The organism is Bacillus cereus group sp. MYBK101-2, assembly GCF_051918845.1.
GTDB lineage: Bacteria > Bacillota > Bacilli > Bacillales > Bacillaceae_G > Bacillus_A > Bacillus_A paranthracis.
This window is the reverse complement of record NZ_JBQAIE010000001.1, coordinates 502,616-514,698: the sequence shown is the minus strand read 5'-3', so window position 1 is coordinate 514,698 and position 12,083 is coordinate 502,616. Positions and strand designations below refer to the sequence as shown.

Genomic DNA, 12,083 nt, shown 5'->3' with positions numbered 1-12,083 from the left:
GTATAAGTTTATCATAGAAATATGAACAATAAACGACTAGGGAATTTCTCCCTAGTCGTTATTGTTCATATTAGCAGAAGCAAGCTGCCCCTACAATAATGAGTAAAATAAACAATACAACAAGTAATGCGAACCCACCGCTAAAACCACAATCAACGTGACCCATAGTTTTTTGACCTCCTACATTGTTCTTACTACACTGTTATCATATGAAGTGGTGGGCATGATGCCATAGGCATAGGTCTATTTTTAATTAAATTTCTTAAAAAGGTTGGATAGAACATGAGTATGCTCTATACTTATGTTGTTATAGAAAAAATGTGGTGGGATGCTTTGTGCAGTATAATTTTAAAGTAGAGGCTTTTGAAGGGCCTTTAGATTTATTGTTACATTTAATACATCGTTATGAAATTGATATATATAATATTCCTGTAGCGGAAATTACAGAGCAATATTTATCTTATGTTCATACGATGAAAGAACTACAATTAGATGTTGCAAGTGAGTATTTAGTAATGGCTGCAACGTTATTACAAATTAAAAGTAAAATGTTGTTGCCGAAACATGAAGAAGATGTACTTGATAACGGTGATGACTTTATAGATGATCCTCGTCAAGAATTGATGGAGAGGTTAATTGAATATAAGAAATATAAGCAAGTTGCTACTGAACTAAAAGAAAGAGAACAAGAAAGAGCACAGCTATATACACGTCCGCCAATTGATTTTACATCGTTGCAACAAGAAGAGGAGACAAGCTTGCCTCTTGATGTTACGTTATATGATATGCTAGCGGCATTTCAAAAATTAATGCGCCGTAAAAAAGCAAAGAAACCTGTGACAACACGTATTACTCGTCAAGAAATACCAATTGAACAGCGTATGACGGATATTTTAAAGCTGTTAGAACTACAAGGTGGTCGTCAAAGTTTTTATGATTTGTTTGTTGATGATGAACGGGAAATCATGGTTGTAACATTTTTAGCGGTTCTTGAGCTTATGAAAAATCAACAAATCGTAATTGAACAAGAACATAATTTTGATGAAATTTTCGTATCAAGCTATACTAAATCTGCATAGAGTTAGTATGGAAAATGGGATAGAAATAGTATATCTCATGCTAGGTTTGAATGTATCGTTTGGAACAAGAGAAAAAATATTGAACCGAACGCATTGATTGTGATTCGGTTTTTTGATGTGTATTTTTATGGAGAAAATAGGAGGAAGGAGCTCGTAAGATGGATAGAACAGAACAGAAATCAATCATTGAAGGGCTTTTATTTGTTTCTGGTGATGAAGGGATTTCTCCTGAACAAATAGCAAAAGTCCTTGAAATTGAAGGAAACGAAGTAATCGATATTTTAGAAGAAATGCAAAAAGAATGTGAAGGTGCACACCGAGGTTTGCAAATTGTACAGTATGCAAAAGTATATCGTTTTGCTACAAAGAAAGAACATGCGTCGTACTATCAAAAACTAATAGATATCCCAACAGCTGCTTCACTCTCTCAGGCTGCGCTAGAAACGTTAGCAATTGTTGCATATCGTCAACCCATTACAAGAACAGAAATGGAAGAGATTAGAGGGGTAAAAACCGATAAGGCGTTACAAACGTTAGTATCACACTTACTTATAAAAGAAATGGGAAGAGCAGAAGGACCTGGGCGTCCGATTTTATATGGAACGACAAAAGAATTTTTAGACACATTTGGATTAAAAACATTAGATGATTTACCTCCGCTTTCTGAAGAAAACGAACAAATGAATGAAGCGGATTTATTCTTCGGTTCTTTACAAGAGATATCGAAATAAAAGCTTAGCATTTTGCTAAGCTTTTTTGTATATCAATTATATACCGTGCCATACTAATTGAAAAAAGGAGACGAGTTATGAGAGGTATACGAAGTGTTTTATTATTAGTTTCTGTTTTGTTATGCTTTTCTTTAAATAGTGCATCTGCCAAAAGGTATATGATGTCTATTCATACCGCGTCTCCTTTACATATGCAGCGGCAACATTTTGGTAAAATGAAAGTGAGTTTCTTAAAAGTTGGACAAGGTGATGCAACACTTATTATATTGCCAAATGGACAAACGATGTTAATTGATGGAGGGCCTTATGAAGCTGGTGAGGTTGTTATCCAAAAACTAATTGAAAAAGGAATTAACCATTTAGATGCTATCGTCAGTACTCATCCGGATATGGATCACATTGGAGGACTCATTCCGATTGTAGAGCAGATGCCGGTATCACTTATATTAGATAGTGGAAAAACATATAGTTCTCTTACTTATCATACGTATCGAAATCATATAAAGAAAAGGGGAATCCCTTTCATTTCAGTAAAAGAGGGACAATACATACCGCTAGATCCGCATGTTTCCATACAAGTATTAAACAATGGGAAGTCCAAAGATGAAAATAATGAATCTTCAATTGTATTAAAGATTCGGTATGGTAAGGCAGATTTTTTACTAATGGGTGATGCTGATGTGCGAACGGAAACTGAAATATTAAAGCAATTTGATGTACATGCAGATGTGTTAAAGGTGGGACATCATGGCTCGTACACTTCAACAAGTGAAAGGTTTATAAAGAAGGTAGAACCACAGTTCGCGATTCTTTCTTATGGTAGCAGAAATCCGTATGGACATCCGCATCAAAGTGTAGTGAGACGATTAAAACAGCATGGTATAATGATGTATGGAACAAATAAGCGTACAGTAGAAATGGAAACAGACGGCGAACATATTACAATTGGGTCTAGCGGATTAATGCCATTACTTAAGTGATTCATACAATAGATGATATTGTTCCTTTTTGGAAAAAATGAATAACATATATTATAATTGCGAGAGACGTACTAAGTTTCCTTTTTGTTAAACAAAGAGGAAATTTCATTAGAATGTATAGACAACTACTCGTGCATATATTAAGATGGAATTAGGCGAATAAGGTAATAATAACAAGTAGGTATTTCATGGGAAAGGATCGATGAAAATGAAAACGCAAGTTGTCATCAATGCCAAAATTTATACAGGTCAAGAAGTAGTGGAAAACGGATTTATTCGTTACACAGAAACAATTAAAGAAATTGGTTTGATGGCTCAATATGTATCACAAGAAAATGAAGCGGTTTTAGATGCGGCAGGGAAAATTGTGATTCCAGGTATGATTGATGTTCATATTCATGGTGGATACGATATTGATGCGATGGATGCAAATAGCGATGGGTTAGTAACTCTAGGTAAAGAAATGTTAAAAGAAGGAGTTACAACTTACTTCCCAACAACAATGACACAAGCTCCAGAAGCAATCGAAGCAGCACTACATGCTGCGAAGGAAGCGAAAGAAAAAGGAGCACATTTCGAATATATTCACTTAGAAGGACCGTATGTTTCAAAGAAACGTGCAGGTGCACAACCACTTGAACATATTGTTCCTGCGAATATTGAACAATTTAAACAATGGCAGGAAGCAAGCGGAAATTTAATTAAATTAGTAACATATGCACCTGAAGAAGAAGGTGCGTTACAGTTTGAGCAATATCTTGCTGAAACTGGTGTTGTTGGCACAATGGGACATACCGATGCAATTGATGCGCAACTAAAAAATAGAAACATTACACATGCAACGCATTTATACAATCAAATGCGTGGATTACATCACCGTGAACCAGGAGTTGTTGGTCATGTGTTATTAAATCCAGATGTAATGGTTGAAGTAATTACAGATGGTATTCACATTCACCCGGATATGGTGAAATTAGCATATAAATTAAAAGGGCCGAAAAAAGTAAGTGTTATTACTGATGCAATGCGTGCAAAAGGTCTTGAAGATGGATTATATGAGCTTGGCGGACAGCCAGTACATGTAAAAGATGGTAGTGCTCGATTAGAAGATGGAACGTTAGCTGGTAGTATTCTAAAAATGGATCAAGCTTTCCGAAATGTAATTGAATTTACAGGTTGTTCAATCGAAGATGCAGTACTAATGACATCAGTGAACCAAGCAGAAGAGTTTGGATTAAATAATAAAGGTGCATTAGCGGTAGGAAAAGATGCAGACTTTGTTGTGATGAATGAAGATTTACATGTATATGATACGGTTCGTTTAGGAATTCATATGAAGGAAGGGAAGTAATGAAATGAATATTCTTGTTGTAAAAACTCCAGAAGAACTAGCAGAAGCAGGTTATAAATTAATTGAAGAAGTTGTAAAAACAAAAGAAAATCCAACATTAGGAATGGCTACAGGAAGCTCTCCATTAGGTATTTATGCAGAAATGCGAAAAAATAAACTTGATACAAGCCGTGTAACCACTGTAAACTTAGATGAGTACGTAAATTTACCACATGAAGATAAAAACAGCTATCACTATTTCATGCAAGAACAGTTGTTTGATCATCTTCCATTTAAACAAACTTATGTACCAAACGGGATGGCAAGTGATTTAGAGGAAGAGTGCAAACGTTACGAGGGCATTCTAGCTGCTAACCCAGTTGACCTACAGATTCTTGGAATCGGTGAAAACGGTCACATCGGATTTAACGAACCAGGAACACCGTTTAATTCTCCAACAAACATTGTTGAATTAACAGAATCTACACGCCAAGCAAACCTTCGCTTCTTCGAAAAAGAAGAAGATGTGCCAACTCATGCAATTACAATGGGAATTGGAAGCATTATGAAAGCGAAACAAATTCTACTTGTTGCTATGGGTTCTAAAAAGGCAGAAGCTGTTAAAGAATTATTGCAAGGTGCATATAGTGAAGCGTGTCCTGCTACAGTTTTACAACGTCATCCGAATGTAACCGTAATCGCTGATCAAGAAGCTCTATCTTTATGCAGTGAGGCGATTGCTGATGAACATCGACAAGTATTCACCATTTCCGATCTATTATCAGATTCAAGAGTGGGTGAAACAGCTAATTGAGGACGGCGAATGGAAGCCGGGAGATAAAATCCCATCTGAGAATGAACTTTGCGATAAGTTCGAAGTGAGTCGTATGACAATCAGACAGGCGATTAATAATTTAGTGGAACAAGGTTATTTATATCGGAAACGTGGAATCGGTACGTTTGTCCAACTTCCGAAAGTGGAACAAAAATTGCAAGGAATGACAGGATTCACGGAAGATATGATTTCTCGTGGGATGAACCCAAGTAGTCAATTATTAAGTTTCCGCCTAGTTCCAGCTACTGCGAAAATAGCAGACCGGCTGAGAATACAGGAGGGAGAGTCGGTTTATGAAGTGAGGCGTATTCGCTTAGCTGACGATGAACCGATTGCTTTTGAGACGACATATTTGTCGCCAGCTCTTGTAAAAGATATTAACGAAGAAATATTGCAACAATCTTTATATGAACATTTAGAGAAAAAACTGGGCTTCAAACTTGTTAGCGCTACTCAATCAATCGAAGCTTCAATTGCAACGGATAATGAAGCGGAACATCTGCATATTCCTAAAAAGGCGCCAGTGCTTGTAATGCGTCAATGGTCATATTCAGAAGGTGAAGTACCGTTAGAGTATGTGAAATGTATTTATCGTGGAGATCGTTATAAGTTTATTACAAACATCGCACGTAACAAATAATATATTTCAGTTTGTGAAGTACAGTAAATGTCAAATTGTTTAACATGTAAAGAAAAAATACGACTCATCCTTACAAGGAGTGAGTCGTATTTTTATTATGAGCAATTACGTGGTTAACAGCATCTTTAACTGTATTTACCACATAGTGAGCGTGTTCTTTTACTGCGTCATCTGCTTGAGCCATAGCAAAACTGTGAGGAGTTAAAGCAAACATTGGAATATCATTATAAGAATCCCCTATGCAAGCAACTTCCTCTGGTTGTAATTGAAACTCTTTTAATAAAACAGAAATAGCAGAACCTTTACTAATATTAGGTGGCATTACATCTAAGCATTGTTCTGCTGAAATGAACGTACTAACTTTTCCATGAAATTTTTCATCAATTTTTTTCTGAAGGAGTTGCAAGCTCTCCTTTGTTCCACCGACAGAAATTTTATTCGGGAAAATTGTATCATCTATTTTCTGTAATAAATTTGGTTCTTCGACAGAAGTCATCGTTACTTGTTGCTCAAGTTCGTGAATAAACGGTGTTTTTTCTTCAATGTAGTAATTATGTTCATCACTAACATAACGGAAATAAGGATCTTCATTCGTCATGTGTAACAATTCAGGAAGAATGCTGGAATCAAAAGTTGCAGATAATAGCTGCTTATTTTCATTTGTATATACAAAAACACCATTCACACTAATGCGGTGGAAATTTGTATTTACAGCTTTCATTAAGTCTGCAATTTCATTATCAAGTCGGCCAGAAGCGAAACAAAGAATCACATTTTGTTCAGCAAGACTACGAAGTGCTACAATATCTTGTTCGTCAATTAAACCTCCGTGTTGCATCATTGTACCGTCGATATCACTTACAAACATTTTAATCATGTTGTTATCTCCTTTCTATGTACAGTTGCTCTTACATTATACGCATCATATATAAACATGTCTAAAAAATGAATTTTTATGAAATGGTAGATGTTTTACATTGACGACAAAGAAGAATGTTCTGTAACATAAAAGCAGGCTATTTAAGTACGAGGGTGGTGTTATATGAGTAATTATCTAGAAATTAAAAAAGTTTTAAATAATAATGTCATCATTGCTAGCCATCCTGAACATGAGGAAGTAGTAGTGATTGGTAAAGGAATTGGATTTGGGAAAAAAGCGAAAGATGTATTGGAGCAAGAACAAATTGAAAAAATGTTTGTTCTAAAAAATGAACGTGATCGTGAACAATACAAACTGCTAGTTCCACATGTGAGTGAAAAATTAATTGAATTAATGAATGATATTATGTTCTATATTCAAGAAAAAGCAAAATCTCCATTGAATGAACATATTCATATCGCTTTAACAGATCATATTTCTTTTGCAATTAAGCGTTTAAAACAAGGGTTTACAATTGATAATCCTTTTTTAGTTGAAACGAAAATGCTCTATCCAGAGGAATATAAAATTGCTGAAGGTGTTGTAAACCTTTTAAATTCTCGTTTGCAAATTACATTGCCAGAAGGAGAAATCGGGTTTATTGCACTCCATATTTACAGTTCACTTACAAATTCAGATTTATCTTCAGTTAATCAAAACTCCCGTCTCATTGCACAGCTTGTATCTTTAATTGAGACGAACTTACAAATTACATTAGACCAAGAAAGTATTCACTATTTACGCCTTATTCGTCATCTTCAATATGCTATTGAGAGGGTGAAAAAAGGAGAAAAAGTAGAGGAATCGCAAAGTTTTGCTGATTTATTAAAGGCGGAATATCCTGTCTGTTATAATTTAGCTTGGAAGCTAGTTAAGGTTATGCAAAAAGAATTGCAACTTCCTGTTTATGAAGCAGAGAGTATATATTTAACGATGCACCTGCAGCGCTTAGTGAAGGCAGAGCATGTGTAAAAAGACATATATTTTTGTCGAAAATGAAAACGTTAAAAAAAATCATTGAATCGCTTACAATAGTTATGTATAATAACTATTGCAAAGTTATACAAATTTCGACAAACACATTAAGGTATAAAACGAAAACGTTTGCCTTAATTATAGTGAACTTATACGTAAACCTATTTTTGACACGTGTTACTGATTCGATCAGGCATGAGTGGAGAAAAGTAAGGAATGTAAGCTAGAGAAAGGGATATACTACCCTTTGTATAGCTATCGTTCTATCTTTTTTTCCTCATGTCTTTTTGGCGTTTGTCGGAAGGTATCAATATAGATAAGAGAGGAAGGGTTTCCATGTTTAAGAAGATCTTTGGTGTTCTTCAAAAAGTCGGAAAAGCGTTAATGCTTCCAGTTGCGATTTTACCGGCAGCAGGTATTTTACTTGGATTTGGTAATGCATTTCAAAATCCACAGTTAACAAATGTTATTCCTGCATTAAAAGCAGATTGGTTCGTAATGGTAGCAAAAATTATGGAACAATCTGGTGATATTATTTTCGCTAACCTTGCATTATTATTTGCAGTTGGGGTAGCAATTGGTTTAGCTGGTGGAGACGGAGTAGCTGGTTTAGCAGCGTTCGTTGGCTACTTAATTATGAACAAAACGATGAGTGTGTTCTTAGAAGTAGATAAGCTAGTGAAAGTAACAAGTTCTGGAGCAGACCCAGTAAAAATTGGATTTGCAGATCCAGCGTATGCAAACGTATTAGGAATTCCAACGCTACAAACTGGAGTGTTTGGTGGTATTATCGTCGGGATAGTAGCGGCATATTGCTATAATAAATACTTCAACATTGAATTACCATCATACTTAGGTTTCTTTGCAGGTAAGCGTTTCGTACCGATCGCAACTGCAACATTCTCTTTAATAGTAGGTATTATCATGTGCTTCGTTTGGCCATACATTCAAGGTGGCTTAAACACGTTCTCACATCAAATGATTGATGCAAATAGAACGTTAGCAGCATTTATTTTCGGTTTAATTGAACGTTCATTAATTCCATTTGGATTACATCACATTTTCTATTCACCGTTCTGGTTCGAATTCGGTCAGTATACAAATGCGGCTGGCGAATTAATTCGTGGTGACCAAAAAATCTTTATGGCACAGTTAAAAGACGGTGTAGAATTAACAGCAGGTACATTTACAACTGGTAAGTATCCGTTCATGATGTTCGGTCTTCCAGCAGCAGCTTTAGCAATGTACCATGAAGCACGTCCAGAAAATAAAAAATTAGCAGCTGGTATTTTAGGTTCTGCTGCATTAACATCTTTCTTAACAGGTATTACAGAGCCACTTGAATTTTCATTCTTATTCGTAGCACCAGTATTATTCGGAATTCACGCTGTATTCGCTGGTCTATCATTTATGACAATGCAAATTTTAGGTGTTAAAATTGGTATGACATTCTCTGGTGGTTTAATCGACTTCCTATTATTCGGTGTACTACCAGGCCGTACGGCATGGTGGTGGGTAATTATTGTTGGTCTTGTACTAGCAGTTATTTACTACTTCGGATTCCGATTTGCAATCCGTAAATGGGATTTAAAAACACCTGGCCGTGAAGTTGCAAATGCGAATGAAGGTGCAGGAAAAGCAGAAGCTGGTGAACTTCCTCGTGAAGTATTAGTAGCACTTGGTGGTAAAGAAAACATTGCTTCTTTAGACGCTTGTATTACTCGTTTACGTGTTCAAGTTAACGAACAAAAGAATGTAAACAAAGATCGTTTAAAAGAGCTTGGAGCAGCTGGTGTACTTGAAGTTGGAAATAACATTCAAGCTATTTTTGGACCGAAATCTGACACATTAAAATCACAAATTCATGATATTATGTCAGGTCGTACACCTCATGTTGAAAAAGCAGAACCTGTAAAAGTAGAAGAAGCTCCTCAGAAAGTTGATGAAAACGAAACAATCGTTTCACCAATTGAAGGGAAAATCCTACCAATTACAGAAGTGCCGGATCAAGTATTCTCAGGAAAAATGATGGGAGATGGATTTGCAATTGAGCCAACAGAAGGAACAGTAGTTTCTCCAGTTAACGGTGAAATTGTCAACGTATTCCCTACAAAACATGCAATTGGTATTCAATCTGAAGGCGGAAAAGAAATTTTAATCCACTTCGGTATTGATACTGTAAAATTAAATGGTGAAGGTTTTGAAGCACTTGTAGCGCAAGGTGACAAAGTGAAACAAGGACAGCCATTATTAAAAGTAGATCTTGCATTTGTAAAAGAAAATGCACCATCTATCATTACACCAATTGTATTTACGAATTTACAACAAGGGCAACAAGTCGAATTGAAAAAAGATGGAAATGTTAAGAAGGGCGAAAACGCTATTATTGACATTCAGTAGGAATTTGACGCAAAATGTTTATAATTATAATAGGCGATGTGGTTGACCGAACATCGCCTATTATATACAATAGATGATGTAGTACTCACGTCTATACAACTAAAAAATACTGTAATTTAAAGGAGATAAATTATCATGGAAAAAATCTTTAAAGTAACTAGCGACTCAGGAATTCATGCTCGTCCAGCAACTCTACTTGTAAACACTGCAAGCAAATTTGGTTCTGACATTAACTTAGAGTATAACGGAAAGAACGTTAACTTAAAATCAATCATGGGCGTTATGTCTTTAGGTATTCAACAAGGCGCAGAAATTAAAATCACTGCAAATGGTGATGATGCAGCTCAAGCACTAGCAGCTATCGAAGAAACTATGAAAAACGAAGGATTAGGAGAATAATGACTCTTAACATTCAAGGGATCGCTGCATCAAGTGGGATTGCTATTGCAAAGGCTTTCAGACTTGAAAATCCTGAATTTAACATCGAAAAGAAATCAATTACAAACGAAGCTGCAGAAATTGCACGCTTAGAAGCTGCGCTTGAGAAAGCAAAAACTGAATTAGAAGCTATTAAGGACCACGCTTTTGCTGAGCTAGGTGCTGACAAAGCTGCGATCTTTGAAGCACATTTATTAGTGTTAAATGATCCAGAACTAGTAAACCCAGTAAAAGATAAAGTAAATAGTGAAAAAGTAAATGCTGAATTTGCAATGGATGAAGTTGCATCAATGTTTATTTCTATGTTTGAAAACATGGATAACGAATATATGAAAGAACGTGCTGCGGACATTCGTGACGTAACAAAACGTGTTCTTGCACATTTACTAGGCATTAACTTCTCAAATCCTGGTACAATTTCTGAAGAAGTAATCATTATTGCTGAAGATTTAACACCATCTGATACAGCTCAGTTAAACCGTAAGTATGCAAAAGGTTTTACAACTGATATCGGTGGACGTACATCTCACTCTGCAATTATGGCTCGCTCTATGGAAATTCCAGCTGTTGTTGGTGCGAAAGTTGTTATGGAGAAAATCCAAAACGGCGATATCGTAATCATCGATGGTTTAGATGGAGAAGTAATTGTTAATCCATCAGAAGAAACTCTTCGCTCGTTTGAAGAAAAGAAAGCGAAATTTGAAGAGCAAAAAGCTGAATGGGCAAAATTAAAAGACCAAGCTACTGTAACAAGTGATGGACATCACGTTGAGCTTGTTGCAAATATCGGAACACCAAATGATGTACAAGGTATTATCGATAATGGCGGAGAAGGCGTTGGTTTATACCGTACAGAATTCTTATACATGGGCCGTGATAATCTTCCAACAGAAGAAGAGCAGTTCGAAGCGTATAAAGCAGTTCTTGAAGGTGTAAAAGAAGGTCAACCTGTTGTTGTTCGTACACTTGATATCGGTGGAGATAAAGAGCTTCCATACTTACATTTACCAAAAGAAATGAACCCATTCTTAGGATACCGTGCAATTCGCTTATGTCTTGATGAGCAAGATGTGTTCCGTACACAACTTCGTGCATTACTTCGTGCTAGCGTATACGGTAACTTAAAAATTATGTTCCCAATGATTGCAACTCTTGATGAGTTCCGTCAAGCGAAAGCGATCTTATTAGAAGAGAAAGCAAAACTTGTAGAAGCGGGTACAACTGTTTCTGATTCTATTGAAGTTGGTATGATGGTTGAAATCCCAGCTTCAGCAGTATTAGCAGATCAATTCGCAAAAGAAGTTGATTTCTTCTCTATCGGAACAAACGACTTAATTCAATACACAATGGCTGCAGACCGTATGAACGAACAAGTATCTTACTTATACCAACCATATAACCCATCTATTTTACGTCTTGTAAAAATGGTTATCGATGCTGCTCATAAAGAAGGCAAATGGGCTGGTATGTGTGGTGAGATGGCGGGCGATTCACTTGCTATCCCATTATTATTAGGATTAGGTTTAGATGAGTTCAGTATGAGTGCAACATCTATTCTTCCTGCAAGAACACAACTAAGCAAGTTGTCAAAAGCAGAAATGGAAACATTAGCAGAAAAAGCATTAATGATGTCAACTGCTGAAGAAGTTGTTGAACTAGTTAAAAGTATATAATCAATAAAAAAACCTGAGTCGATTTGAAATCGGTCTCAGGTTTTTTCTATGAGAAAAGTAAAACTTATTTTCTTACTCTTGAA

The 12,083-nt window shown here is 35.9% G+C and carries 12 protein-coding genes; 10 read left to right on the top strand and 2 right to left on the bottom strand.

Annotated elements, in window-relative coordinates; translation table 11 throughout:
- Nucleotides 1–70 precede the first annotated feature (70 nt).
- Nucleotides 71–166, bottom strand: a complete 96-nt coding sequence (locus ACTFSI_RS02655; protein ID WP_000510194.1) for a YjcZ family sporulation protein — start codon at nucleotides 164–166, stop codon at nucleotides 71–73.
- A 169-nt stretch (nucleotides 167–335) separates the two neighbouring features.
- On the opposite strand from ACTFSI_RS02655, the gene scpA reads away from it, so the two are divergent.
- The 6 genes from scpA to phnF all read left to right on the top strand — a co-directional run bounded on the left by scpA (nucleotide 336) and on the right by phnF (nucleotide 5,595).
- The gene (gene scpA / locus ACTFSI_RS02650; RefSeq protein ID WP_001199761.1) at nucleotides 336–1,079 is read left to right on the top strand and encodes a segregation/condensation protein A; all 744 of its coding nucleotides are present in this window, start codon (nucleotides 336–338) and stop codon (nucleotides 1,077–1,079) included.
- A 158-nt stretch (nucleotides 1,080–1,237) separates the two neighbouring features.
- Nucleotides 1,238–1,810: a segregation/condensation protein ScpB gene (scpB, locus tag ACTFSI_RS02645; protein ID WP_000376222.1), complete on the top strand. Its 573-nt coding sequence runs from the start codon at nucleotides 1,238–1,240 to the stop codon at nucleotides 1,808–1,810.
- Between the two features lie 77 nt (nucleotides 1,811–1,887).
- Nucleotides 1,888–2,790 carry a ComEC/Rec2 family competence protein gene (locus tag ACTFSI_RS02640; RefSeq protein WP_001214100.1) on the top strand — a complete coding sequence of 301 codons (903 nt, stop codon included), beginning with the start codon at nucleotides 1,888–1,890 and terminating at the stop codon, nucleotides 2,788–2,790.
- 208 nt (nucleotides 2,791–2,998) lie between these two features.
- Nucleotides 2,999–4,141, top strand: a complete 1,143-nt coding sequence (gene nagA / locus ACTFSI_RS02635; protein ID WP_041184248.1) for an N-acetylglucosamine-6-phosphate deacetylase — start codon at nucleotides 2,999–3,001, stop codon at nucleotides 4,139–4,141.
- Between the two features lie 4 nt (nucleotides 4,142–4,145).
- Entirely contained in the window at nucleotides 4,146–4,934 is a 789-nt protein-coding gene (gene nagB, locus ACTFSI_RS02630; protein WP_001024206.1) for a glucosamine-6-phosphate deaminase, read from the top strand.
- Complete coding sequence (gene phnF, locus ACTFSI_RS02625; protein WP_002194085.1) at nucleotides 4,864–5,595, top strand: phosphonate metabolism transcriptional regulator PhnF; 732 nt, start codon at nucleotides 4,864–4,866, stop codon at nucleotides 5,593–5,595. The genes nagB and phnF overlap by 71 nt, the downstream gene beginning before the upstream one ends.
- Nucleotides 5,596–5,665: 70 nt before the next feature.
- Here the strand turns inward: phnF and ACTFSI_RS02620 are convergent, their stop codons facing one another.
- Complete coding sequence (locus tag ACTFSI_RS02620) at nucleotides 5,666–6,472, bottom strand: Cof-type HAD-IIB family hydrolase (RefSeq protein WP_000594235.1); 807 nt, start codon at nucleotides 6,470–6,472, stop codon at nucleotides 5,666–5,668.
- A gap of 165 nt (nucleotides 6,473–6,637) precedes the next feature.
- Here ACTFSI_RS02620 and glcT point away from each other — a divergent pair, with 165 nt between their 5' ends.
- The 4 genes from glcT to ptsP all read left to right on the top strand — a co-directional run bounded on the left by glcT (nucleotide 6,638) and on the right by ptsP (nucleotide 12,000).
- Nucleotides 6,638–7,486, top strand: coding sequence for a glucose PTS transporter transcription antiterminator GlcT (glcT, locus tag ACTFSI_RS02615; RefSeq protein ID WP_000073863.1), 849 nt, complete (start codon nucleotides 6,638–6,640; stop codon nucleotides 7,484–7,486).
- 339 nt (nucleotides 7,487–7,825) lie between these two features.
- Nucleotides 7,826–9,889 carry a PTS glucose transporter subunit IIABC gene (gene ptsG, locus ACTFSI_RS02610; RefSeq protein WP_044793864.1) on the top strand — a complete coding sequence of 688 codons (2,064 nt, stop codon included), beginning with the start codon at nucleotides 7,826–7,828 and terminating at the stop codon, nucleotides 9,887–9,889.
- 135 nt (nucleotides 9,890–10,024) lie between these two features.
- Nucleotides 10,025–10,288 carry a phosphocarrier protein HPr gene (gene ptsH / locus ACTFSI_RS02605; RefSeq protein WP_000411079.1) on the top strand — a complete coding sequence of 88 codons (264 nt, stop codon included), beginning with the start codon at nucleotides 10,025–10,027 and terminating at the stop codon, nucleotides 10,286–10,288.
- Nucleotides 10,288–12,000, top strand: coding sequence for a phosphoenolpyruvate--protein phosphotransferase (ptsP, locus tag ACTFSI_RS02600; protein WP_070806782.1), 1,713 nt, complete (start codon nucleotides 10,288–10,290; stop codon nucleotides 11,998–12,000). Before ptsH ends, ptsP begins: the two co-directional genes overlap by 1 nt.
- Nucleotides 12,001–12,083: the final 83 nt, after the last annotated feature.

Coding starts and splice junctions, on each gene's coding strand:
- ACTFSI_RS02655 (WP_000510194.1), bottom strand. CDS start 166: ATGGGTCACGTTGATTGTGGTTTTAGCGGTGGGTTCGCATTACTTGTT.
- scpB (WP_000376222.1), top strand. CDS start 1,238: ATGGATAGAACAGAACAGAAATCAATCATTGAAGGGCTTTTATTTGTT.
- ACTFSI_RS02640 (WP_001214100.1), top strand. CDS start 1,888: ATGAGAGGTATACGAAGTGTTTTATTATTAGTTTCTGTTTTGTTATGC.
- nagA (WP_041184248.1), top strand. CDS start 2,999: ATGAAAACGCAAGTTGTCATCAATGCCAAAATTTATACAGGTCAAGAA.
- nagB (WP_001024206.1), top strand. CDS start 4,146: ATGAATATTCTTGTTGTAAAAACTCCAGAAGAACTAGCAGAAGCAGGT.
- phnF (WP_002194085.1), top strand. CDS start 4,864: ATGAACATCGACAAGTATTCACCATTTCCGATCTATTATCAGATTCAA.
- ACTFSI_RS02620 (WP_000594235.1), bottom strand. CDS start 6,472: ATGATTAAAATGTTTGTAAGTGATATCGACGGTACAATGATGCAACAC.
- glcT (WP_000073863.1), top strand. CDS start 6,638: ATGAGTAATTATCTAGAAATTAAAAAAGTTTTAAATAATAATGTCATC.
- ptsG (WP_044793864.1), top strand. CDS start 7,826: ATGTTTAAGAAGATCTTTGGTGTTCTTCAAAAAGTCGGAAAAGCGTTA.
- ptsH (WP_000411079.1), top strand. CDS start 10,025: ATGGAAAAAATCTTTAAAGTAACTAGCGACTCAGGAATTCATGCTCGT.
- ptsP (WP_070806782.1), top strand. CDS start 10,288: ATGACTCTTAACATTCAAGGGATCGCTGCATCAAGTGGGATTGCTATT.